The sequence below is a fragment of the Domibacillus indicus genome (genome assembly GCF_023715895.1).
In the GTDB taxonomy this organism is placed as follows: domain Bacteria; phylum Bacillota; class Bacilli; order Bacillales; family Domibacillaceae; genus Domibacillus; species Domibacillus indicus_A.
This window is the reverse complement of the sequence record NZ_JAMBOO010000001.1, coordinates 140289-163408: the sequence shown is the minus strand read 5'-3', so window position 1 is coordinate 163408 and position 23120 is coordinate 140289. Positions and strand designations below refer to the sequence as shown.

Here is a 23120-nt window from a genome sequence, read left to right as displayed (position 1 = left end):
ATACGCAATTGACTGAAAGGACGCAATGAGGCGTTTTCTTTCTATACATACTATTTATTCGTGGTTACGAGGGGGCTTATGAGGGTGGAATTTGTCATTGGAGCGATCATTGTCGTACTTGTTTTTTTCATCTATACACTGATGAATAAGAAAAAAAACAGGGCTGAAATCGATCGGCTGGATATGAAGAAAACAGAACTGCTTCACAGGCCGGTTCATGAAGAGCTGGCTAAAGTAAAAAGACTTAATATGACAGGGCAGACAGAGGCTCTGTTTGATAGATGGCGCACCGAATGGGATGAGGTCGTAACCATCGATATTCCAGCTGTGGATGAAAAGCTTTTTCTTTCAGAAGAGCAGACGGATAAATTTCGATTTGGCGCCGCCAAAAAAACAAATAATGAGATTGAAAGCCGCCTCCATCAAATTGAAAAAAAAGTAAATAATATTTTATCGGAACTCGATCAGCTGGTTGGAAGTGAGGAAAAAAACCGGTCCGAAGGTGAAGACATGCACACACGCCAGCGTGAAGCGAGAAAAAGACTGCTTGCTCATCGTCACACTTTTGGCAAAGCGGCATCCGTGCTTGAGGTGCAGCTTGAAGTGCTTGCAGGCCGTTTTGAAAAGTTCGCCGATTTAACAGAAGAAGGCAACTATCTTGAAGCGCGGGAGCTGTTAATGGAAATTCAAGCGGAAATGGATGCGATGGAGCATAAGATGTCGCGCATTCCTGTTTTAATGACAGAGGTAAACCATACGCTTCCGGCTCAATTATCGGAAATTGAGCATGGCTATAAGGAAATGAAGCAGGACGGCTATCTGCTCGATCATTTACAGATTGAAAAAGAAACAGCTGCTTTAAAAGAAGAGCTGAGCCGCGGACGCGATCTTCTTTTGAAAACAGAAGTAGGAGAAACAGAGCTTATTGTGTCCGATGCCAGAGACAGTATCGAATTTTTCTATGATCTGCTTGAAAAAGAAGTGATGGCGAAGCATCAAGTGTTAAAAGATGAAGGTGAAACGGGTACAGCTATTGCCGGGATCAGTGATCAGAACGAGGAGCTGCTTGAAGAAACCGATCTCGTGAAACAAAGCTATCAGCTCAGCGGAGAAGAATCCGATGTGCCGAAACGGCTAAAAGAGGAAATTTACCATCTTGAGAAACAATATGAAATTTTACACGGGCGCATTCAAGAAGAAAAAACGGCTTATTCGTTCCTTCATGATGAATTAAAAGAAATCCAGGTCCGTATCGCCGAAATGAAAAAAGAGCAGCAGGGCTTTGCTGCTTTCCTTCAAACGCTTCGAAAAGACGAGGTAGAGGCGGCAGAGGAACTGTACGGACTCAGAAACCAGCTTCAGCAGATTATGCGGAAAGTAAAGCAAAGCAATCTGCCGGATATCCCAGATTATTACCGGGAAATGAGTGAAGATGCGCGTGTACGTATTCAGCAGACGAATACACACTTGAATGAAAAACCGTTAAATATGAAAGCGGTGCGGGAACAGCTGGATGCAGCAAGTGCCTCGATTGATCATCTTGCTAATAAAACAGACGAGCTGATTGACCAAGTGGCGCTGGCAGAACGAATGATTCAGTTTGGCAACCGGTACCGCCGCACTCATCCTGCTGTGGGACCTAAACTGAATGAAGCCGAGCTCGCTTTTCGCCAGGCAGATTACAGTAAAGCATTGGAACTGTGCGCGACAGCGATCGACAGGGTGGATTCCAAAGGACTCAAAAAGTTTGATGCCCAGTTCAAACAAGAACAATGATAATGCAGAGCCGCCTCGAGAAAAAGAGGCGGCTTTTTCTGACTCAATATGCTAACATGGATAGGTAAAAAAAATGAGGAGCAGCGCCTATGATCTATTTCGACAACAGTGCGACAACGATGCCCGATGATTCGGTGCTCGAGACATTTATAAAAGCAAGCAAGCGTTTCTTCGCCAATCCGTCTTCCCTTCATCATGCAGGCATGGAGGCAGAACGATTTCTTCAAAAAGCGCGTACTCAAGTGGCTTCGCTATGTGGAGTGTCAGCGTCCGAAATTATTTTTACGTCTGGCGGTACAGAATCCAATAACCTGGCGATCAAAGGTACGGCACAGTTCTACAAGGGCAGGGGACGGCACATCGTCACGACTCAAATTGAGCATCCTTCTGTTTTTGAGGCATGCCGCGATCTCGAAAAAGAAGGATTTCGAGTGACGTACGTAAAGCCGTCAGCAAACGGGGTTGTGACGCCGGCGGATATTGAGCAGGCGATAACAGATGAAACGATTTTGGTTTCTGTTATGCACGTGAACAATGAAACGGGTGCAGTGCAGCCCATCCAGGAGATCGGCCGTATCATCCAGCAGCATCCGCAAACACTATTTCATGTAGATGCTGTTCAGGGATTTGGCAAAGTGCCGCTTAACCTGGAGGATTGGGGTGTTCACCTGATGTCAGTATCCGGTCATAAGCTGCATGGATTAAATGGCACAGGCTTTTTATTTAAAAAGCACGGTATTCACCTTGCTCCTTTGCTTTCGGGCGGCGGGCAGGAAAGCGGCTTCCGAAGCGGCACAGAGCATACGGCTGGAGCGGCTTCACTGGCAAAAGCCGTTCGTATGGCGTTTGAGTCGGATATGGAACCAGTGCGGCACATCACCGAATGGCTGTATCATGAACTGGGAAAACGTCCATGGGTAAACATCCATACTCCGGTTGCTCAGTCGGCTCCACATATTTTAAGTTTATCTTTTCCTGGTTTAAAAGGGGAAGTTCTTGTACATGCACTTGAACAGGAAGAAGTGATTGTTTCAACGACCAGCGCCTGTTCTTCGAAGCTCGCAAAGCCAAGCCGGGTGCTTCAGGCAATGGGCATCAGCAGCGAACTTGCGGCTTCGGCAATTCGCGTCAGCTTGTCATCCAGCAATACGATGAAGGAAGCTGAACAATTTATCGAAGCGTTGGACCGGGTCGTTCCAACGCTCGCAAAAAAAAGGAATGAACGAACATGAATTATGACCGCGTATTGATCCGGTACGGTGAAATGTCCACAAAAGGGCGGAACCGGAGTAAATTTACAAATAAAATGAAAACCAACATTAAGCGTTTGTTAAAAGATGATCGAATTGGTGTAGAAGCGCAGCGGGATCGGATGTTTCTTTATTTAAATGGAGCATCTTTTGACAAAGTAAAGGATGCGCTTGTCCACGTGTCGGGCATTCAATCCTTCAGCCCGGTAATGAAAACAGCGCAGAATATTGATGACATAAAAGAAGCAGCACTGGCGCTGGTTGAAAAAGCAATGGATGGCAAACCGGCTTCGTTCAAAGTCAATACACGCCGGGCAGACAAACAGTTTCCGCTTGATACGCATGAGCTGAATCATGAAATTGGCAGCTTTGTTTTACGAAAAACGGAACAATTAACGGTAGATGTACGAAATCCGGATTTCGTCTTAACGATCGAAGTAAGAGAAGAAGGGGTTTATTTATCTTCAGAAACGATTCCTGGAGCAGGCGGCATGCCAGCGGGCGCTTCAGGTAAAGCGGTTCTTCTTTTATCCGGCGGAATTGACAGTCCGGTTGCCGGTTACATGATGATGAAGCGCGGCGTCGAAATCGAAGCAGTTCATTTTTTCAGTCCTCCCTATACAAGCGACCGGGCTAAACAAAAAGTGATTGATTTGGCAAACGTACTGACAACATATGGCGGCAATGTCCGTCTGCATATCGTGCCTTTTACGAAGATTCAAGAAACGATTCACAAGCAGGTGCCGGAAAACTACACAATGACATCAACACGGCGGATTATGATGCGCATTGCTGACCGCATTCGTGAACAGACCGGCGCCCTGGCCATTGTCACAGGAGAAAGCCTTGGACAGGTAGCCAGCCAGACGATGGAAAGCATGGCTGCGATCAATGATGTAACCAACACACCAGTTCTTCGGCCGCTCATTGCAGCAGACAAACTCGAAATCATGAATATTGCCCGCAAAATCGGTACGCATGACATTTCGATTCTGCCGTTTGAAGACTGTTGCACGATTTTTACGCCGGCTGCACCAAAAACAAAGCCGAAAACGGAAAAAGTCCAGTTTTTTGAAAGCTTTTTAGACTTTGAACCGCTGATTGAAGAAGCGATTCAATCAACCGAGACAATGTTGCTTCCAAACATTGAAGAAGAAATGGACGATCTTTTGTAAAACACCGCGCCTGTGAGCGCGGCTTCTTTTAACAAATATTTCGTGTATAGAAATAAATGAGGTGAAAAAATGCAGGACGAACGAAAAGCCGGCATGATCTATACAGCCGGTTCGTATGTAATATGGGGCTTGATTCCGATTTACTGGAAGCTGGTCAGCGGTGTATCCGCTTATGAAATACTTGCTAACCGCGTGATATGGTCGTTTGTTTTTATGATTTTGCTGCTTGTCCTGATGAGAAAGCTTGCTCCGCTGGGACAAGTGTTAAAAGAAATTACCGCTCACCCTAAGAAAGCGGCGGCACTTGCAACGGCTTCTGTTTTAGTCAGCATTAACTGGTTTGTGTTTATTTGGGCAGTTAACAACAACCATATTATTGAAACAAGCATGGGCTATTATATCAATCCGCTTATGAGTGTGCTGCTTGGTATTCTTGTATTGAAAGAAGCTCTTTCAAAAGCACAAATCCTTTCTTTTATTCTAGCAGGATGCGGTGTGCTCATTATGACTTTTTCCTATGGCTCTTTTCCGTGGGTATCGATATCACTGGCGGTTTCGTTTGCGCTTTACGGACTGGCTAAGAAAATGATCAGAATGGATGCTGCAGTGGGATTGACGATCGAGACAGCTGTTGTGACGCCGATCGCTGTTTTATATTTGGTTTTTCTTTCATCGAGCGGAACCCTTCAATTGTTTTCCGGCAGTGTACAAACGGATCTTCTGCTTATCGGAGGAGGCGTACTGACGGCCGTTCCCCTTCTTTTATTTGGTCACGGTGCCCAAAAAATACCGCTTTATTTAATTGGTTTTTTACAGTATATTGCTCCGACAATGACGCTGCTGCTCGGTGTGTTTTTATACCATGAGCCTTTTACACCATCCCAGCTGCTGTCGTTTTCTTTTATTTGGAGTGCGCTCGTTGTTTTTACATTTGCTCAATTAAAAACGGTTCAAAAGAAAAAAGCCGTTATTTAACTCTTTTTCATTGCAATGGCATTGGTCGATTCAGTATGATGTATGTATAATGCAGAATGTGGAGGGAATTATAGATGGCAAACGTAACATTTAAAGGCAATCCAATGACATTGATTGGCGATGAAGTAAAAGTAGGAGACAAAGCGCCTGACTTTACTGTTTTGGCAAATGACTTATCTCCAGTCACGCTTGCAGACACAGCAGGCAAAGTGCGTTTAATCAGTGTAGTGCCTTCGATTGATACAGGTGTTTGCGATGCGCAGACACGCCGTTTTAACGAAGAAGCAGCTAAATTGGACAACGTTGAAGTATTAACCATTTCAGCTGACCTTCCATTTGCTCAAAAACGCTGGTGTGCAGCAGCCGGTCTTGAAAATGTGAAAACTTTATCGGATCACCGTGATTTTTCATTTGCACAAGCGTACGGCGTTGGAATGCAGGAACTTCGCCTTCTGGCTCGTTCTGTTTTTGTAATCGATTCAAGCGACACTGTTACATACGTGGAGTATGTTGGAGAAGGAACAGATCATCCAGACTACACCGCAGCAATTGAAGCTGCAAAAGCAGCAAACTAATTTAGTACAGGCTCGGTTTGCAGCCGGCTTTGACATTTTGTCGGAGCCGGCTGTTTTTTTCGACAGGAAAGTGAGGTTTTTTTATGACACAGGAATTAACAGTAGAAAATTTATTTGGGGTATTCGATGAATCGGCCGCTCTTCTAAGCCGCCTTTTGTCTATTCCCTATTTAGAAGCGCTTGGTGAAACGGCAGAAAATCTTTTTCACGGGGATGTTATCCAGGAAGAATTAAATGAAATGGATGAAAAACGCCTGCAAAAGCTTTACAGCAGTGCACAGCTCGACCGCTATTCAAAAGAAGCGATCCGCAAAGCGTTTCAGCTCGCTATTTTAAAAGGCATGAAAGAGCATGTGCAGCCCAATCATCAAATGACACCGGACTCGATCGGTTTGTTTATCGCTTATTTATTAAGAAAAAGCATGGGAAAAAACACTTCTTTTACCCTTCTTGACCCAACTATTGGAACGGGAAACCTCGTGGCCACTGTGTTAAATGAGTTTGACGGCAAGGTGGAAGCGTACGGAGTTGACCTTGATGATGTGCTGCTTAAGCTGGCATATGCGGGAGCCAACCTCCTGCACCATCCTATTACGCTGTACAACCAGGACGCGCTGGAGCCGCTTTTAATCGATCCAGTTGATGTTGTTGTATGCGACCTGCCGGTTGGTTATTATCCAAATGATGCTCGGGCGTCTTCTTACAAGCTAAAAGCGGACAGCGGCCATTCATATGCACATCATTTGTTTATTGAGCAGAGCTTACATCACACTAAGCCGGGCGGCCAGCTTTTCTTTATTATTCCAAATGGTCTGTTCGAATCGCCGGAAGCAAAAAAGCTGCAGACTTTTTTAACGGAAGAAGCGTATATCGAAGGTGTGATCCAGCTGCCGGAAACCCTTTTTAAAAACAAAAATGCAGCAAAAAGTATTTTGATGATCCGGAAAAAAGCACCGGGTGTGAAAAAGCCGAAGGAAGTACTGCTCGCAGCAATGCCGTCTTTAACGGATAAAAGGGCAACAGCGTCTATTGTACAAAAAATTGATCGGTGGTTTGCAGATTATCAGAAGGGATGACCAATATGTGGACAAAACGGGATCAGGCTTACTGGGATGAGTTAATGGCGTGGGAACAGCAGCTTGCAGCTGATCAAAACAGCACAGTGGAAGAAGCGAATTCTTTTACGAGCCAGGCCGCAGCTGTCCTGCCGAAAGAGACGCAGACGCTCCTCGCTGAAAAAGCGGATGAAGGTTTAAAGAATATTTATGCGTTTATGCACAAAACACAGCTTCAAAACGAAGTACGCAGTCGAGTGCTGGCTGTAGCGCGGGTTTTTGATGATGAAATCGAAACGCTGGCACATATGCGCCGCCTGCCCATTGATCAGCTTCATTACATAAGCAGCCAGCAAACAGCCCGCAGCCGCCTGCTTGCAGCTGCACAGGGGGCTCTTACGGGAACGGGAAAACTTTTGCCGCTGGCAGCCGATGTGGTTTCACTGCCCGTTATTCAGCTGCATGTTATTGAAGCAACTGCGATGTCCTATGGTTTTGATTTGAACGAACCATTTGAGAAAGAAACTATCCTTCACGTACTGTATACAGCCATGCTCCCGAAGCATTTAAAAGTAGATGGATGGGCGCAGCTGATTACGGAGGTGGAAGAAGGAACATCTTATATAGACGGCCGCTGGTCCTTCAATGAGTCGATGCTGCGGGAGCCGCTGCAATATATCATCAAGCTGGCAGCTGTCAGGGGATTTCGCCGCCAGAAAATGTCCGGCCTTCCGCTCCTGTCAATGGCCATTGGCATTGGAGCAAGCTGGCGGACAGTAAACGAAACAGCAGTGTTGGCGGAACGATATTATCAATACCGTTATTTGCATGAAAAAAAGAACCGGAATTAAAAAACCGGTTCTTTTTTATGCATGTGTTTTTTTTGCCTCATCTACGTCTGGCGACGTTCTAAACCAAAGCCATAAATCATTAATGATAGAAGCAAGCTCACTGATCTCTGTATTCAGCCGGCACGATTGGTCGAAGTTCTCTTCTTCATTTAAGGCGGCTTGTTTCCTATTAATTTGCCCTTCAAGTTCGCCGATGCGGTCTGGGATGGTTCCTCGGATCGTTTCCCATTCGAGAGTGATCTGCTGGCGTTCATTCACGGAATAAGAAAACCAGTCATGCTGAAGCGAAGGAAGAGGAATGCCCAGGCGTTTATCATATTGAAACATTTGGTCACCTGCTTTTAACGGGTTTCTTCCATAGTAAAAGAAAAAGGGTAAAATAGCAAAAGAGCTGAATATGCAGAATCTTTACATAAATACACAAAAAAATGTATTTTTTTTTGAGAAAACCACTTGAAAGGCCCCTCTGAACATGATATTCTTTATACATAATATAAGAATAAAAATAAGATTCGTTGAATAAATATACTTTTGTTCGCAAGAAAGAGGAGGAAATATAGATGGGTAAGAAAGTAGTTCTGGCATATTCGGGTGGCCTTGATACATCCGTTGCAATTCCGTGGCTGAAAGAAAAAGGATACGACGTTGTAGCGGTTTGCTTGGACGTCGGCGAAGGAAAAGATCTTGAATTTATTAAAAACAAAGCCCTGCAGGTTGGTGCAGTCGAAAGTTACATGATCGATGCGAAAAAAGAATTCGCGGAAGATTTTGCGCTTGTTGCTTTGCAGGGGCATACATGGTACGAAAACAAGTATCCAGTTGTATCTGCACTGTCTCGTCCGCTTATTTCAAAAAAGCTGGTTGAAATCGCAGAACAAGAAAATGCAACAGCTGTTGCGCACGGATGCACAGGAAAAGGAAACGACCAGGTTCGTTTTGAAGTGGCGATCCGCGCTCTTAATCCAGACCTTGAAGTATTGGCGCCTGTTCGTGACTGGGCTTGGTCACGTGAAGAAGAAATCGAATATGCGAAACAGCATAATGTGCCGGTGCCAATCGGTAAAGAAAGCCCGTTCTCAATTGACCAAAACTTATGGGGACGTGCTAATGAGTGTGGCGCTCTTGAAGATCCTTGGGCAGCACCGCCGCTTGAGGCATACGACTTAACTGCTCACTTAGAAGATACGCCGGACACGCCGGATATCATTGAAATTGATTTTGAAGAAGGGGTTCCAACATCTGTGAATGGTGAAAAAATGGAGCTGGCAGAACTCATTCTTCACTTAAATGAAGTGGCAGGCAAGCACGGTATCGGCCGTATTGACCATATTGAAAACCGCTTGATCGGCATTAAATCGCGTGAAGTATACGAGACTCCAGGTGCGACGACATTGATCACTGCGCATAAAGAGCTTGAAGATATTACACTTGTAAAAGAATTGGCTCACTTTAAACCAGTCATTGAAAAACGTTTAACGGAAATTATTTATGACGGTCTTTGGTTTAACCCAATTCGTGAATCGCTTGTTGCGTTTTTAAAAGATACACAGAAATATGTAACAGGCACAGTTCGTGTAAAATTGTTTAAAGGCCATGCAATTGTAGAAGGAAGAAAATCGCCGTATTCATTGTATGATGAAAGCCTTGCAACATACTCGAAAGACGATGCGTTTGACCATGCGTCTGCAGTTGGTTTCATCAACTTATATGGTCTTCCAACGGTTGTGAGCTCACGGGTTCATAAAGAGAAGGGGCTTAAGTAATCATGACGAAAAAGTTATGGGGCGGCCGGTTCCAAAAATCAGCGGAAGAGTGGGTAGACGAATTCGGAGCGTCCATCTCATTTGACCAGGAGCTCGTTTTCGAGGATATCGAAGGCAGCATCGCCCACGTGACCATGCTTGGTGAAACAGGTATTTTAACAAGTGAAGAAATGGAACAGATCAAGTCAGGACTTGAGGCTTTAAAGAAGAAAGCCGAAGCCGGTGAAATCGAGTTTTCGGTTTCGCTTGAAGACATCCATTTAAATTTAGAAAAAGCTTTAATTGATTCGATTGGCCCTGTTGGCGGCAAGCTTCATACCGGAAGAAGCCGGAATGATCAAGTTGCTACAGATATGCATTTGTACCTGAAGAAGCAGGTTAAAAACATTATCGGGCTAATCAGCCAATTTCAATCGGTTTTAGTGGAGAAAGCCGATCAGCACAAAGAAACGATTGCGCCAGGCTACACACACTTGCAGCGGGCGCAGCCGATTTCATTCGGCCATCATTTAATGACATATTTTTGGATGCTGCAGCGTGACAAAGAACGGTTCACAGAAGCGCTTAAACGGATCGATGTATCACCGCTCGGGGCGGGGGCACTTGCGGGAACAACATTCCCGATTGACCGTGAGCGTTCAGCAGAACTGCTTGGATTCGCCGGCGTCTATCAAAACAGCATGGATGCGGTAAGCGACCGGGATTTCATTCTTGAGTTTTTAAGCGCATCATCAATTTTAATGATGCACTTATCCCGCTTTGCAGAAGAAATTATTTTATGGTCAAGCCAGGAGTTTCGTTTTGTCGAGATGGATGATACGTTCTCAACAGGCTCGAGCATTATGCCGCAAAAGAAAAATCCGGATATGGCAGAGTTGATCCGCGGCAAAACGGGCCGTGTATATGGAAACTTGTTTAGTTTGCTGACGATTTTAAAAGGACTGCCGCTTGCATATAACAAAGATATGCAGGAAGACAAAGAGGGCATGTTTGACACTGTTCATACTGTTCTCGGTTCTTTGAAAATTTTCGCTGGCATGGTGGATACAATGACGGTAAACGAAGACCGCATGAAAGACGCCGTGCAAAATGACTTTTCTAATGCAACAGAGCTTGCGGATTACCTGGCTGCAAAAGGCATCCCATTCCGAGAAGCGCATGAAATCACAGGGAAACTTGTTTTTACGTGCATTCAAAAAGGATGCTTCCTGCTTGATCTTTCTATGGAAGAGCTGAAAGAAGCATCAAGTGTAATTGAAGAAGATATTTACGGCGTTCTATCTCCGTATGAAGCGGTTAAGAGAAGGAAGTCTCTTGGCGGTACTGGTTTTGACCAAGTAGAAAACCAGATTCAAGCGGCAAAAGAACTGCTTAAATAAAAAGCGTAAGGCGCTGCTATCAGTAGCGCTCTCTATAAAAAAACCGCCAAAGGAGTGGCGGTTTTTTTGTTATTCATCAGGATCATCCGTACGGACAATTAACACATCGCATCCGGCTGCCCGCGTAATATGCTCGGAAACGCTTCCGATCAAAAAACGTTCCATTGCGTTAAGCCCGGTGGCCCCGCATATAATTAAATCGGCTTCTACATGCTTTGCTACGTTTTTTGGAATAACAGCTTTTGGAGACCCGTATTCAACAAATACATTTATGTTTGTAACACCGGCCGCTGCTGCTTCTTTTTTGTAATCATTTAAGAGTTCATTTCCGTACTTTGTTGCCCGGTCGGCAATGGAACGGTCATACGCTTCAATAGCAGCGAATGAGCGGGTATCAATGACATGGACCAGATTAAGCGAAGCGCCATTTCGTTTGGCGATTTGAATAGACTTTTTAAATGCCCATTCCGCTTCCTTTGACCCATCTACCGCTACTAAGATGTGCTTGTATTTTAGCATAATTCATTCCCCCTTATAGTTTTATTTTACCTCAAAAAAAGGAAATCAAAAGTGATAAGTCTAACATTTCTGTAAACTTCCTTAAAGAGGTTTGAAGATTTTAAAGACAGGGAAAAGCCATTTGATGTATTAAAGACTAAAGAAGGGAGTCTGCTCATGAAAGTGTCGTATCATGGACATTCAGTTGTAAAAATCCGATCAAACGGAAAAACAGTTCTAATCGATCCGTTTATTAGCGGAAATGATTTAACAGATTTAAGAGCAGACGAACAAAATCCGGATTTTATTGTTCTTACACACGGACATGGGGACCACATCGGAGATACGGTTGATATTGCCAAGCGAAGCGGTGCGCTTGTCATTGCAGTCAATGAACTCGCTCTTTACCTGCAGCACCAGGGGGTAGAAGCCCATCCGATGCATATTGGCGGAAGCCGGGAATTCGAATTCGGGAAAATCAAATTTACGCAGGCTTTCCATGGATCAGGACTTCAGCAGGCAGATGGAACGTTTCTTTATATGGGTATGCCGGCGGGTGTATTGATTATGAATGAAGGAAAAACCGTTTATCATGCGGGTGATACCGCTTTATTTTCGGATATGAAACTAATCGCGGAGCGCCATCCAATCGACCTGGCCCTTCTTCCGATTGGGGACAATTTTACGATGGGACCGGAAGACGCGGCGGTTGCAGCAGAATTTTTGAACGCAAAAATAACGGTGCCTATTCATTACGATACATTTCCGCCAATCCGCCAAAACCCCGCAGATTTTGTTTCCATGGTACAAAACGGAAGCGGCCAGGTGATGACCGTAGGGGAAGTAATCGAGTTATAAAAGCGGAGCCGTCTCAATTGAGGCGGCTTCTTTTTTTTCGCTTTATTTTGTTCTATAATTGAAAAAGGAATGAGAGCGGAAAGGGACGGGTGGAGCCAGTGACAACAAAACACGAACAAATTCTTCAATACATTGAGGAATTACCGATCGGTGAAAAAATTTCCGTCCGCCAGATTGCCAAAGCGCTGTCGCTTAGTGAAGGGACTGCTTACCGGGCTATTAAGGATGCTGAGACAAAAGGCATGGTCAGTGCGATTGAGCGTGTCGGAACGATTCGGATCGAGCAAAAGAAAAAAGAGAATATTGAAAAGCTGACGTTTGCAGAGGTTGTGAATATTGTAGACGGACAAGTACTTGGCGGGCGAAACGGATTGTATAAAACATTAAATAAGTTTGTCATCGGAGCAATGCAGCTCGAAGCGATGATGCGCTATACAGGACCTGGCAACCTGCTGATTATTGGTAACCGTGTGAAAGCTCATGAGCTCGCTCTTCAAGCGGGCGCTGCTGTCCTCATTACAGGCGGATTTGAGGCAGGCGACGAAATAAAAAAACTGGCCGATGAGCTGGAGATGCCGGTCATCTCAACAAGCTATGATACATTTACTGTAGCAGCCATGATCAACCGGGCGATCTACGATCAGCTGATCAAAAAAGAAATTGTACTGGTCGGGGATATTTTAACACCAGTGGAAAGCAGTGTATTTCTTCAACTTGGAGATACAGTGGGTGACTGGCTGGATAAAAACAGAGAAACGTCACACAGCCGGTTTCCGGTTGTGGATGAGCACTTAAAGGTATTCGGTATTGTAACGGCGAAAGATATTATGGGAAGCGGCCGGGAAGTCGGTGTGGAAAAAGTGATGACGAAACACCCGCTTACCGTTACCTTGAAAACAAGTGTGGCCTCAGCCGCCCATATGATGATCTGGGAAGGAATTGAACTGCTGCCAGTCGTAGATGAACAAAATCGTCTGCAGGGTATTGTCAGCCGCCAGGATGTGCTTAAAGCGATGCAAACCGCGCAGCGTCAGCCACAGGCAGCCGAGACCCTCGATGATACGATTGCCAAGCAGCTGATTCTGCCTGAGGATCAAAGCGCAAGCGGCAGTTATCAGTTTGAGGTAACCCCGCAAATGACCAACCAGCTCGGCACGGTTTCTTACGGAGTGTTTACAACGATTGTAACCGAAGCCGCAAATCGCGTTTTGCGTGCACATAAACGCGGTGACCTTGTGGTAGAAAATATCACGATTTACTTTTTAAAACCGATTCAGATGGAGTCCATTCTTACGGTTGCCCCCAAAGTGCTGGAAATTGGCCGTAAGTTCGGGAAAGTAGATGTCGAGGTATATAATGCAGGGGTGCTTGCGGGCAAAGCGATGATGATGTGCCAGTTAATTGATCGATAAAAAAGCAGGCGGTCTGCCTGCTTTCTCGGTTACAGCTGATCCATTTTTTCTGCTTCTTGCCGGGCGAATGGCTGGTAATGCCTGTACAATTTAAAACCGGCCGCCATGCTGGCGAATCCGTACAAAATAAAAATGGCGGAAATAATATAGGCGGTTGTAGTCTGCTGAATAAGCAGCGTATTTACGCCAAACATGCCGACAAATAACCCCAGTACCATACTGGATTTAGCGGACAGCCATTTTCTTTCCATTGGCCGTCTGCTTCTGACATATTGTACTTTATAAAACAAGTAAAACATAAACGATAAAACAATGATGACGACCAAAAAGAAATTAGGCATTCGATGTATTCCTCCGTTTTTGGCTTCCGTTTTATTGTAACGGGAACAGCGGCGGATTTCCACCGGAAACAAGCCTGTAGAGAAGGGGAAAAAAGTTGAAACAACAGATTATTGATAAAATTAAAGAATACGATACGATCATTCTTCACCGTCACGTACGTCCGGACCCGGACGCGTACGGATCACAAGGAGGACTCGCTGAAATAATCCGCGCTACGTTTCCGGAAAAAAACGTTTACACAGTTGGGGCAGAGGAGCAGACGCTTTATTTTATGCGGCGCCTCGATCAAATTGAAGACAATGTTTATGAAAATGCGCTCGTCATTGTATGTGATACAGCCAACCAGGCGCGAATTTGCGATCAGCGTTTCAAACTTGGCAAAGAAGTGATTAAAATTGATCATCATCCAAATGAGGATCCATACGGCGATCTTCTTTGGGTAGAGGAAGATGCGGCAGCGTGCAGCCAGATGATTTATGAGCTGTTTAAAACATCTGGCGGACAGCTGAAGATCAATGACGAAGCAGCACGCCTTCTTTATGCAGGTATTGTCAGTGATACAGGGCGTTTTTTATACCCGTCTACGACGATTGAGACTATGCAGTACGCTGGTGAATTGATGCAGTATGCGTTTGACCGGCAGGAGCTGTTTAACCATTTGTATGAAAAAGACGCACATGTCTTGAAGCTTGAAGGATATATCCTTCAGCATTTTGTGATGGATGAATCGGGTGTAGCGGAAGTGCGGCTGACGAAAGAATTGTTAAAGCAATTCGGCGCTACACAAGCTGAAACCTCTCTGCTTGTCAGCATTTTAAGCGGTGTAAAAGGCATTAAAGCGTGGGTCTTCTTTATTGAAGAAGAAGATCAAATCCGCGTGCGCTTCCGCTCTAAGGGACCTGTCATTAATGGGCTGGCGATGAAGCACGGAGGCGGCGGCCATGCGCTTGCGGCAGGGGCAAGTGTGTATTCATGGGAAGAAGCAGACCAAGTATTAGCAGATTTAAAAAATCTTGTAGCAGGACAATAAAGGAGAATTTTTTCTCCTTTCTTTTTATATTAAAAAGAGAACGTATATTCAGATTGTGAGAGGAGTGAAAAGAAGTGATCCAGCTGGAAACGGAAACGGCATACAGCTTTCGCGGCGCGACGCTCACGCCAGAGCAAATTGCTCAAAAAACGCAGGAAGCGGGCCAAAAGGCGGTCGCGCTGACAGATTGGAACAACCTGCATGGAGCTATTCCTTTTTATCTTGCCTGCCAAAAGCGCGGCATTAAGCCTATTATGGGATTAAAAGCGGAAGTGGAAGCCCAGCAGGAGAGTGATCGGGCATATCCGCTTCTTTTGTACGCGCAAAATGATAATGGCTTTTCAAACTTAATTAAAATTTCCAGTGCTCTGCAGACAAAAGCAGAAGCCGGTCTTCCGCTTCGCTGGCTGAACGGATATGCCAAAGATCTGATTGCCGTTCTGCCAGGCCTAGATGGTGATCCTTCCGGGGAAGCACTGGCTTTTTTTAAAGAGGTTTTTCAGCATTTTTATATTGGGCTTCGTGGAACGCGGGCTGAACGTTTTTTAATAGAAAAAGCAAGGGCTGACGGCATTCCGGTTGTAGCCATCGGCCATGTTCAGTATGCCGATCCAGCAGGCGCTTTTGCTTCAGCATGCCTCCAGGCCATCCGGGACAACCGGCTTATTGAACCGGAAGAAGAATTAACGGAAGCGGCGTATTCTTTTAAGTCCGAGGCTGAATGGAAGGAACTCTATCAAGATATTCCGGAAGCAATGGACAATACAGCGGTTATTGCCAAGCTCTGCGATGTAAACATAAAATTTGGCAGCCGCCTTCTTCCTGCATTTCCTCTGCCGGAGGGAGAAAGTGCCGATGAACGGCTGAAAAATTTATGTATGGAAGGGCTGAGGGACCGAAGTGATGCAGCTTATATAGAGCGCCTTTCTTACGAGCTGTCTGTAATCAGCAGAATGAATTTCAGTGATTACTTTTTAATTGTTCATGATTTTGTACACTTTGCCAAAAAACAAGGAATTCTGACAGGGCCGGGCCGGGGATCCGCTGCCGGATCTCTTGTAGCCTTTGCGCTTGGTATCACCGCAGTAGATCCTATACGCCATAATCTCTTGTTTGAGCGGTTTTTAAATCCGGAGCGGATTACGATGCCGGATATTGATATTGATTTTCCAGATTATCGTCGTGATGAAGTAATCCGGTACATTGCTCAAAAATATGGTGCTGTTCACGCCGCGCAAATTGTAACGTTCGGTACATTATCAGCTAAAGCGGTGATGAGAGACACAGCCCGGGTCTTCGGTTTTGACAGCGGAGAATTATCACGGCTGTCAAAGCTTATTCCGTCGACACCAGGAACAAAGCTTTCACAGGTTAACTTGGAGGGCTGGCGGGCGGAGTCACCTGTTCATGAACGCATTTATCAAACAGCACTCCGCCTAGAAGGACTGCCGCGCCATACCTCTACACATGCAGCGGGTATCGTGATGACTGAAAAGCCGCTCACTGACCATGTGCCCATCATGAAGGGGCATGACGAGGTGTATTTAACGCAATATCCAATGGAGCCGCTTGAGCAGCTGGGGCTTTTAAAAATAGATTTGCTGGGCTTGCGCAATTTAACAACAATCGAACGAATTGTCGCTTCTATTCGAAGAAAAACCGGCCGGAGGATAGACTTATTGTCGCTTTCGCTAGATGATCATGATGTTTTCAAGCTGCTTGGAGAAGGAAAAACAGCCGGTATTTTTCAATTTGAATCTGAAGGAATGAAAAATGTTCTCACGCAGCTGCAGCCAAACCGCTTTGAAGATATGGTAGCCGTGAATGCCTTGTACCGCCCCGGCCCAATGGAACAGATTCCTACCTATATTAAACGGCGGCATGGACAGGAATCGCTTCAGTATCCACATCCCGTTTTAAAAGAGATACTAGAGCCGACGTATGGCATTATTGTCTATCAGGAGCAGATTATTCAAATCGCTGTGCAGCTAGCCGGCTTTACACCCGGAGAAGCCGATTTGCTGCGCCGTGCTGTAAGCAAAAAGAAAAAAGAGACATTGGAGCAGGAGCGAAAACATTTTGTCAGCGGTGCTGTTCAAAACGGTGTGGATGAAAACATCGCTCTTTTCGTGTACGACTTGATTGTCCGGTTTGCTGACTACGGCTTTAACCGAAGCCATGCGGTTGCCTACAGTATGATCGCATACTGGCTTGCCTGGCTGAAGGTTCATTATCCGGCCCATTTTCTAGCAGCGCTTTTGCAATCTCAAACGGGAAATGAAGAAAAAATGCGGCAATACGCAGCGGAGGCAGCAGAGCATGATCTTTCTTTTCTCGCACCATCTGTTAATATGAGCGGCTATTCATTTCAAGCCGAACAAGATGGGATTCGATTTGGTCTTGTGCCGATAAAAGGAGTGGGCCAGACGGTTGCCAAAACGATTATAGAGGCGCGCAAAGAGGGCCGTTTTCAGGATTTATTTGATTTCTGCCAGCGGGTTCCGGCGAATATTGTGAATCGAAAAGCAATCGAATCACTAATTTATGCAGGAGCGATGGATGAGTTTGGCCAGGATCGTGCGGTGCTGCTGGCCAGTATTGATGCGGCCATAGAACACGCAGCTCTTATTCAGCCGGATGAAGGGAGTTTATTTGAAGGGCTTGGTGTATCGTTCCATCCTAAATATGCGGATGTAACTGGACTTCCCATAGATATAAAATTGGAAAAAGAACGGGAAATGCTCGGTCTGTATGTTTCGGATCACCCGATAGCGCTTCATCGAAAGGTGCTTGCTCAAGCCGGTGCCGTTCCGGTGGTAAAGGTTCAAGCCAGCCGAAAAGTCATTACAGCAGGAATGATCGGAAGCATTCGTGAGATCCGCACGAAAAAAGGCGATAAAATGGCTTTTTCCTCTCTTGCAGATGAAACAGGAGAGCGGGAAATGATCTTATTTCCGGAAGTGTACCGAAAACATGGCCCATTTATTGAAAAAGGGAAAGCGGTACTTGTAAAAGGAGCAGCAGAAGAACGAAACGGCGGTCTCCAGCTTATTGTTCAGTCTCTTGAACCGATCCAAGAAGGAATAAACAAAACGATGGAGAAAAAACAAGTTCTTTTTATCCAGCTGCCGGAAGGAAAAGGAGAAAGTGAGCTGGCAGGCTGGGTAGTGGAAGAGCTTCAGCTTAATCCGGGCCAGGCCTCGGTGGTGATCCATTATGAACGGACGAAGGAAACAGTAAGGCTCGGGCCGAAGTATAAAGTATCACCGAAAGAAGAATTGATTGAGGGGCTGAAAAAAAGGTGTGGAACACGCAACGTTGTGCTTAAATCCTTTGACTAACCTTTACAATTCGGGATGAATCGTTTAAAGTATTATATTGAATTGTGTGGTCTGACCACTTAAAGGAGAAAAAGAGGAGCTGGCAGAATGTCGAATCGGGAAGAAGCGCTTCAAATGCATAAAGAAAATCACGGTAAATTGTCGACCGGTATTAAAACAGTTGTGAAAAATGCAAAAGACTTAAGTCTTGCTTATTCACCTGGTGTGGCAGAGCCGTGCAAAGAAATTTATGAAAAGCCAGAAACCGTGTATGATTATACAATGAAGGGCAATATGGTAGCGGTTGTCTCAGACGGCACTGCAGTGCTTGGACTGGGCAATATTGGTCCGGAAGCCGCTCTTCCGGTTATGGAAGGAAAAGCTGTGCTGTTTAAGAGCTTTGCAGGAGTAGATGCTTTTCCAATCTGCTTAAACTCAACGGATCCAGAAAAAATCATTGAAACGGTTAAAATGATGGAGCCGACATTTGGCGGCGTAAACTTAGAAGATATTGCGGCTCCGAACTGCTTTGTGATTGAGGAGCGGCTGAAGAAAGAAACAAATATCCCTGTTTTCCACGATGATCAGCACGGTACTGCTATTGTGACAGTAGCCGGTTTAATTAATGCCCTTAAGCTGACAGGGAAAAAAATGACGGACATTAAAGTAGTGGCAAATGGTGCGGGTGCGGCAGGTATTGCTATTATTAAATTGTTAAAAGGATATGGCGTGCAAAATATTATTATGTGTGACTCGCGCGGAGCCATTTACGAAGGGCGCCCAGAGGGCATGAATCCCGTAAAAGACGAAGTAGCGAAGTTTACGAACCGAGAGAAAAAAGCCGGCAGCCTTGCTGATGTTATTGAAGGAGCGGACGTATTTATTGGAGTATCGGTAGCGGGTGCGCTAACGAAAGAAATGATCCAAACGATGAACGAAGAACCTATTATTTTTGCGATGGCAAACCCAACACCGGAAATTATGCCGGAAGAGGCAAAAGCAGCCGGAGCAAAAGTAATCGGAACCGGCCGTTCTGATTTTCCGAACCAGGTAAACAATGTGCTGGCTTTTCCGGGTATTTTCCGCGGGGCATTAGATGTCCGTGCCACACATATAAATGAAAAAATGAAACAAGCTGCTGTAGAAGCGATTGCCAGCCTTGTGGCTGAAGAAAACCTTCATGCCGATTACGTAATTCCAGGTCCTTTTGACCCCCGGGTTGCGCCTGCCGTAGCAGCGGCTGTAGCAAAAGCCGGCATGGAAACAGGCGTGGCGCGCCGGAAAGTAGAACCGGAGGATGTTCGCCAAAAAACTATGCAGCTGTCATTGATTGGCAAAGGTGAATAGATGACTGGTTCTGTGCGCCCGCCATCAAAATTTTTGGCTGCCATTGCACAAATTCAGGAAATGATCAAAAGGGACCGCCTTCGGCCCGGAGATAAAATCCCTTCAGAGCGCGAGCTTTCAGACAAGCTTTCCATCGGGCGTTCATCAGTTCGTGAAGCATTGCGAGCGCTCGAACTGCTGGGGCTTATTGAAACGCGGCGCGGCGAAGGGACTTTTCTGCGTGACTTCAAAGACCATCAGCTTGTCCCGCTTATCGGTACCTTTCTTTTTGATGGCGACCAAACAAAAGAGGAGCTTCACGACGTAAAGGCGATCTTGGAGCTCGGCTGTCTCGCCGTTTTGGCGGGAAAAGCCGATTTAGATTCAATAGAGCTGACAGGTTCTTTTGAGGAGCTGACAGGTAAAACCGGCAATCGGCTCCTGCAAAACATATGGATAATTATTTCAAATTACGCAGGAAGCGATCCGGACCATGAACGGCTCCAAAAGCTGCTGGCATCAGCCAGACAAATTCAGTATTCAAAACGCCAGTAAAGGGGTGGGACAATGGCGATTAAAAATATGTTTACCAAACAAAAACCAAAAAAAATAAAATATGCAACCATTCCTTCGGAGGCAGCCAAGCAGGATGTTCCAGAAGGCATCATGCAAAAGTGTCCGAAGTGCAAAAAGATCATGTATACGAAAGAACTGGAAAAAAATCTTCATGTTTGCATGGGCTGCGGGTATCATTATCCGATGAAGGCCTTTGAACGGATCGAAAGCCTTCTCGATGAAGGATCTTTCCGTGAGCTTGATGCAGAGCTGTCAACAGCTAATCCGCTCGGATTTCCTGATTATGAAGAAAAAATAGCGGCCGACCGAAAGAAAACCGGGCTGAATGAAGCGATTGTCACAGGCGTTGGAGCCATCGATGGCCATCAGGCCGCTTTTGCGTTCATGGACTCATCTTTCCGGATGGGCAGCATGGGTTCAGTGGTGGGTGAGAAAATTACCCGTGCCGTTGAAGAAGCGATTCGCCTGCAAATTCCTTTTATTATCTTTACCGCTTCCGGCGGAGCGCGGATGCAGGAGGGCGTATTGTCACTTATGCAAATGGCGAAAACAGGAGCTGCTTTTAAACGTCTCAGCGACCGGGGCGGGCTCATTATTTCTGTAATGACGCATCCGACAACAGGCGGTGTATCGGCGAGCTTTGCATCTCTCGGCGACTTTAACTTTGCAGAGCCGGGCGCGCTGATCGGATTTGCCGGGCGGCGGATTATTGAGCAAACCATTCGCGAAAAGCTGCCGGAAGATTTTCAAACAGCTGAATTTTTGCTTCAGTGCGGACAGCTTGATGCCGTTCTGCACAGAAAAGAAATGAAAGAAAAGCTTTCATTTTTACTCGATATCCATCAAACGGGCGGTGTAAAACAATGACAGGACTTGAATTTGAAAAGCCGGTCCGTGACCTGCAGGAAAAAATAGCGGAGCTCAAAAATTTCACCTCCAGCTCTGATGTAGACTTATCAGATGAAATTGAAAAGCTTGAGCTGCGCTTAAAGAAGCTTGAAGATGACATTTACAACAGCATGACACCTTGGGACCGTGTTCAAATGGCACGCCATCCAAATCGTCCAACCACACTGGATTACATTCCTTTCTTGTTTGAAGGATTTTTCGAACTTCATGGAGACCGTGCATACGGTGATGATGCAGCCATCGTAGCGGGGGTGGCAAAGTACCATGGCCAGCCGGTAACGGTGATTGGACATCAGCGGGGACGCGATACAAAAGAAAATATTCAGCGTACGTTTGGCATGCCCCACCCGGAAGGCTACCGGAAAGCACTTCGTTTAATGAAACAGGCAGAAAAGTTTAAACGACCGATCATTTGCTTAATTGATACAAAAGGTGCGTATCCGGGCAAAGCGGCCGAGGAGCGGGGACAAAGTGAAGCCATTGCCCGTAATATTTTTGAAATGGCCGGCTTAACCGTACCAATTATCTGCATCGTTATTGGTGAAGGAGGAAGTGGAGGAGCCTTAGCACTCGGTGTCGGTGACCGTCTGTTTATGCTTGAAAACTCTACGTACTCGGTTATCTCGCCCGAGGGAGCAGCCGCTTTATTATGGAAAGACGCGAGTCTCGCGAAGCGTGCAGCAGAAACGATGAAAATTACAGCTCGGGATTTGCGCTTACTCGGTATTGTGGATGAAATTATTCCAGAGGTGCGGGGCGGAGCACACCGTGATGCAAAAGAGCAGGCGCAGCTGATTGACCAAGTGTTGTATCCGGCCATGAAAGAGCTGCAGAGCATTGATCATGCAAACTTGGTTGACCAGCGTTATGAAAAATACAAACGAATCGGCGGCTATGCGGAACAAACAACCGGCCTGAATAATTAATATTCAGGACCGGTTTTTTCCATGCATAGACATTTTCTTGGTGGTAACGCTTACTTATTGAGTAAACATTGTGAACGGGAAAACGTTCTGTTATCTTAAAAGAGGGTAGGCATACAAAAGATGCAACTGACAAAAATTTTTAGAGGTGACAAGATATGAAACGAATTGGTGTGTTAACAAGTGGCGGGGATGCACCTGGAATGAATGCAGCCGTGCGTGCTGTTGTCCGGAAAGCGATTTACCACGACATGGAAGTATTCGGTGTTTATCAGGGATATCATGGCTTAATTAATGGGCATATTAAACAATTAGATCGTGGTTCGGTCGGCGATATTATTCACCGAGGCGGAACGATGCTGCGCTCAGCCCGCTGTTTGGAATTTAAAACGCTTGAAGGCCAAAAGCAAGGTATCGAGCAAATGGAGAAGTTTGGGATCGAAGGATTAGTGGTAATCGGTGGAGACGGTTCTTACATGGGTGCGAAAGCATTAACAGAACATGGTTTTCCGTGTGTCGGAGTGCCTGGAACAATCGATAACGACATTCCCGGAACAGAATTTACAATTGGCTTTGATACAGCTTTAAATACAGTCATCGATGCGATCGATAAAATCCGGGATACAGCCAGCTCCCATGAGCGCACATTCATTGTAGAAGTAATGGGCCGTCATGCCGGCGATCTAGCGCTTTGGTCAGGCCTTGCAGGCGGTGCGGAAACAATTCTTATTCCGGAAGCACCTTACGATATGAACAAAATTGCGGCCAAGCTGAAACGCAGCCAGGAGCGCGGTAAAAAACACAGTATTATCGTCGTAGCAGAAGGCGTCATGACAGGCAGCAAGTTTGGTGCTATTATTGAAGAGTTGACAGGATTCGACACACGTGTTTCCGTTTTGGGCCATATGCAGCGCGGAGGCTCACCAAGCGCAGCAGACCGAGTGCTCGCCAGCCGTCTTGGTGCACATGCAGTGGAATTACTTCTAGAAGGAAAAGGCGGTCGTGCTGTCGGGATCGAACAAAACCAAATTGTTGATTACGACATTATTGAGGCGCTCTCAAAACCGCATAAAGTCGATCAGCGTATGTATGAATTATCGCAAGAACTGTCGATTTAATCACAAAAA

Annotated in this window: 21 protein-coding genes; 18 read left to right on the top strand and 3 right to left on the bottom strand. The window is 45.7% G+C overall.

From position 1 onward, the window contains the following. Positions 1–84 precede the first annotated feature (84 nt). The 7 genes from ezrA (at position 85) to M3221_RS00815 (ending at position 7657) form a co-directional block, all read left to right on the top strand. Complete coding sequence (ezrA, locus tag M3221_RS00845; RefSeq protein ID WP_251269666.1) at positions 85–1776, top strand: septation ring formation regulator EzrA; 1692 nt, start codon at positions 85–87, stop codon at positions 1774–1776. 89 nt (positions 1777–1865) lie between these two features. Continuing rightward, positions 1866–3008: a cysteine desulfurase family protein gene (locus tag M3221_RS00840; protein WP_251269665.1), complete on the top strand. Its 1143-nt coding sequence runs from the start codon at positions 1866–1868 to the stop codon at positions 3006–3008. Then, the gene (gene thiI / locus M3221_RS00835; protein WP_251269663.1) at positions 3005–4201 is read left to right on the top strand and encodes a tRNA uracil 4-sulfurtransferase ThiI; all 1197 of its coding nucleotides are present in this window, start codon (positions 3005–3007) and stop codon (positions 4199–4201) included. Before M3221_RS00840 ends, thiI begins: the two co-directional genes overlap by 4 nt. A gap of 69 nt (positions 4202–4270) precedes the next feature. After that, on the top strand, positions 4271–5176 hold the full coding sequence (gene rarD, locus M3221_RS00830) for an EamA family transporter RarD (RefSeq protein WP_251269662.1): 906 nt from the start codon (positions 4271–4273) through the stop codon (positions 5174–5176). Positions 5177–5250: 74 nt separating this feature from the next. Further along, positions 5251–5751: a thiol peroxidase gene (gene tpx / locus M3221_RS00825; protein ID WP_251269660.1), complete on the top strand. Its 501-nt coding sequence runs from the start codon at positions 5251–5253 to the stop codon at positions 5749–5751. Positions 5752–5834: 83 nt separating this feature from the next. Further along, positions 5835–6827 carry a class I SAM-dependent methyltransferase gene (locus M3221_RS00820; RefSeq protein WP_251269659.1) on the top strand — a complete coding sequence of 331 codons (993 nt, stop codon included), beginning with the start codon at positions 5835–5837 and terminating at the stop codon, positions 6825–6827. A gap of 5 nt (positions 6828–6832) precedes the next feature. Further along, complete coding sequence (locus M3221_RS00815; protein WP_251269658.1) at positions 6833–7657, top strand: EcsC family protein; 825 nt, start codon at positions 6833–6835, stop codon at positions 7655–7657. Between the two features lie 15 nt (positions 7658–7672). Here M3221_RS00815 and M3221_RS00810 read toward each other — a convergent pair whose 3' ends face one another. After that, positions 7673–7984, bottom strand: a complete 312-nt coding sequence (locus tag M3221_RS00810) for a hypothetical protein (protein WP_242233249.1) — start codon at positions 7982–7984, stop codon at positions 7673–7675. Between the two features lie 233 nt (positions 7985–8217). Here M3221_RS00810 and M3221_RS00805 point away from each other — a divergent pair, with 233 nt between their 5' ends. After that, the gene (locus M3221_RS00805) at positions 8218–9420 is read left to right on the top strand and encodes an argininosuccinate synthase (RefSeq protein ID WP_242233250.1); all 1203 of its coding nucleotides are present in this window, start codon (positions 8218–8220) and stop codon (positions 9418–9420) included. Positions 9421–9422: 2 nt separating this feature from the next. After that, positions 9423–10799 carry an argininosuccinate lyase gene (argH, locus tag M3221_RS00800; RefSeq protein WP_242233251.1) on the top strand — a complete coding sequence of 459 codons (1377 nt, stop codon included), beginning with the start codon at positions 9423–9425 and terminating at the stop codon, positions 10797–10799. 69 nt (positions 10800–10868) lie between these two features. Here argH and M3221_RS00795 read toward each other — a convergent pair whose 3' ends face one another. Continuing rightward, entirely contained in the window at positions 10869–11318 is a 450-nt protein-coding gene (locus M3221_RS00795; RefSeq protein ID WP_285878442.1) for a universal stress protein, read from the bottom strand. 156 nt (positions 11319–11474) lie between these two features. Between M3221_RS00795 and M3221_RS00790 the strand changes: the two genes are divergently transcribed. Then, positions 11475–12155: a metal-dependent hydrolase gene (locus M3221_RS00790; protein ID WP_251269657.1), complete on the top strand. Its 681-nt coding sequence runs from the start codon at positions 11475–11477 to the stop codon at positions 12153–12155. A 98-nt stretch (positions 12156–12253) separates the two neighbouring features. Beyond that, entirely contained in the window at positions 12254–13567 is a 1314-nt protein-coding gene (locus tag M3221_RS00785; RefSeq protein ID WP_251269656.1) for a DRTGG domain-containing protein, read from the top strand. Positions 13568–13596: 29 nt separating this feature from the next. Here M3221_RS00785 and M3221_RS00780 read toward each other — a convergent pair whose 3' ends face one another. Next, positions 13597–13908: a YtpI family protein gene (locus tag M3221_RS00780; protein WP_251269655.1), complete on the bottom strand. Its 312-nt coding sequence runs from the start codon at positions 13906–13908 to the stop codon at positions 13597–13599. Positions 13909–14003: 95 nt separating this feature from the next. Here M3221_RS00780 and M3221_RS00775 point away from each other — a divergent pair, with 95 nt between their 5' ends. The 7 genes from M3221_RS00775 (at position 14004) to pfkA (ending at position 23111) form a co-directional block, all read left to right on the top strand. Continuing rightward, positions 14004–14939: a DHH family phosphoesterase gene (locus M3221_RS00775; protein WP_251269654.1), complete on the top strand. Its 936-nt coding sequence runs from the start codon at positions 14004–14006 to the stop codon at positions 14937–14939. A gap of 74 nt (positions 14940–15013) precedes the next feature. Next, positions 15014–18280, top strand: a complete 3267-nt coding sequence (dnaE, locus tag M3221_RS00770; RefSeq protein WP_251269653.1) for a DNA polymerase III subunit alpha — start codon at positions 15014–15016, stop codon at positions 18278–18280. Between the two features lie 87 nt (positions 18281–18367). Beyond that, the gene (ystJ, locus tag M3221_RS00765) at positions 18368–19606 is read left to right on the top strand and encodes an NADP-dependent malic enzyme (protein ID WP_251269652.1); all 1239 of its coding nucleotides are present in this window, start codon (positions 18368–18370) and stop codon (positions 19604–19606) included. Further along, positions 19607–20140 carry a FadR/GntR family transcriptional regulator gene (locus M3221_RS00760; protein ID WP_251269651.1) on the top strand — a complete coding sequence of 178 codons (534 nt, stop codon included), beginning with the start codon at positions 19607–19609 and terminating at the stop codon, positions 20138–20140. Between the two features lie 12 nt (positions 20141–20152). After that, positions 20153–21028, top strand: a complete 876-nt coding sequence (gene accD / locus M3221_RS00755) for an acetyl-CoA carboxylase, carboxyltransferase subunit beta (RefSeq protein WP_251269650.1) — start codon at positions 20153–20155, stop codon at positions 21026–21028. Further along, positions 21025–21996, top strand: coding sequence for an acetyl-CoA carboxylase carboxyl transferase subunit alpha (gene accA / locus M3221_RS00750; protein WP_251269649.1), 972 nt, complete (start codon positions 21025–21027; stop codon positions 21994–21996). The genes accD and accA overlap by 4 nt, the downstream gene beginning before the upstream one ends. Before the next feature lie 155 nt (positions 21997–22151). Further along, on the top strand, positions 22152–23111 hold the full coding sequence (gene pfkA / locus M3221_RS00745) for a 6-phosphofructokinase (RefSeq protein ID WP_242233261.1): 960 nt from the start codon (positions 22152–22154) through the stop codon (positions 23109–23111). Positions 23112–23120 lie beyond the last annotated feature (9 nt).

What these genes read in the sequence shown, in the direction of transcription:
- M3221_RS00840 (WP_251269665.1), top strand. Translation starts at nt 1,866, where the DNA reads ATGATCTATTTCGACAACAGTGCGACAACGATGCCCGATGATTCGGTG.
- thiI (WP_251269663.1), top strand. Translation starts at nt 3,005, where the DNA reads ATGAATTATGACCGCGTATTGATCCGGTACGGTGAAATGTCCACAAAA.
- rarD (WP_251269662.1), top strand. Translation starts at nt 4,271, where the DNA reads ATGCAGGACGAACGAAAAGCCGGCATGATCTATACAGCCGGTTCGTAT.
- tpx (WP_251269660.1), top strand. Translation starts at nt 5,251, where the DNA reads ATGGCAAACGTAACATTTAAAGGCAATCCAATGACATTGATTGGCGAT.
- M3221_RS00820 (WP_251269659.1), top strand. Translation starts at nt 5,835, where the DNA reads ATGACACAGGAATTAACAGTAGAAAATTTATTTGGGGTATTCGATGAA.
- M3221_RS00815 (WP_251269658.1), top strand. Translation starts at nt 6,833, where the DNA reads ATGTGGACAAAACGGGATCAGGCTTACTGGGATGAGTTAATGGCGTGG.
- M3221_RS00810 (WP_242233249.1), bottom strand. Translation starts at nt 7,984, where the DNA reads ATGTTTCAATATGATAAACGCCTGGGCATTCCTCTTCCTTCGCTTCAG.
- M3221_RS00805 (WP_242233250.1), top strand. Translation starts at nt 8,218, where the DNA reads ATGGGTAAGAAAGTAGTTCTGGCATATTCGGGTGGCCTTGATACATCC.
- argH (WP_242233251.1), top strand. Translation starts at nt 9,423, where the DNA reads ATGACGAAAAAGTTATGGGGCGGCCGGTTCCAAAAATCAGCGGAAGAG.
- M3221_RS00795 (WP_285878442.1), bottom strand. Translation starts at nt 11,318, where the DNA reads ATGCTAAAATACAAGCACATCTTAGTAGCGGTAGATGGGTCAAAGGAA.
- M3221_RS00790 (WP_251269657.1), top strand. Translation starts at nt 11,475, where the DNA reads ATGAAAGTGTCGTATCATGGACATTCAGTTGTAAAAATCCGATCAAAC.
- M3221_RS00780 (WP_251269655.1), bottom strand. Translation starts at nt 13,908, where the DNA reads ATGCCTAATTTCTTTTTGGTCGTCATCATTGTTTTATCGTTTATGTTT.
- ystJ (WP_251269652.1), top strand. Translation starts at nt 18,368, where the DNA reads ATGTCGAATCGGGAAGAAGCGCTTCAAATGCATAAAGAAAATCACGGT.
- M3221_RS00760 (WP_251269651.1), top strand. Translation starts at nt 19,607, where the DNA reads ATGACTGGTTCTGTGCGCCCGCCATCAAAATTTTTGGCTGCCATTGCA.
- accD (WP_251269650.1), top strand. Translation starts at nt 20,153, where the DNA reads ATGGCGATTAAAAATATGTTTACCAAACAAAAACCAAAAAAAATAAAA.
- accA (WP_251269649.1), top strand. Translation starts at nt 21,025, where the DNA reads ATGACAGGACTTGAATTTGAAAAGCCGGTCCGTGACCTGCAGGAAAAA.
- pfkA (WP_242233261.1), top strand. Translation starts at nt 22,152, where the DNA reads ATGAAACGAATTGGTGTGTTAACAAGTGGCGGGGATGCACCTGGAATG.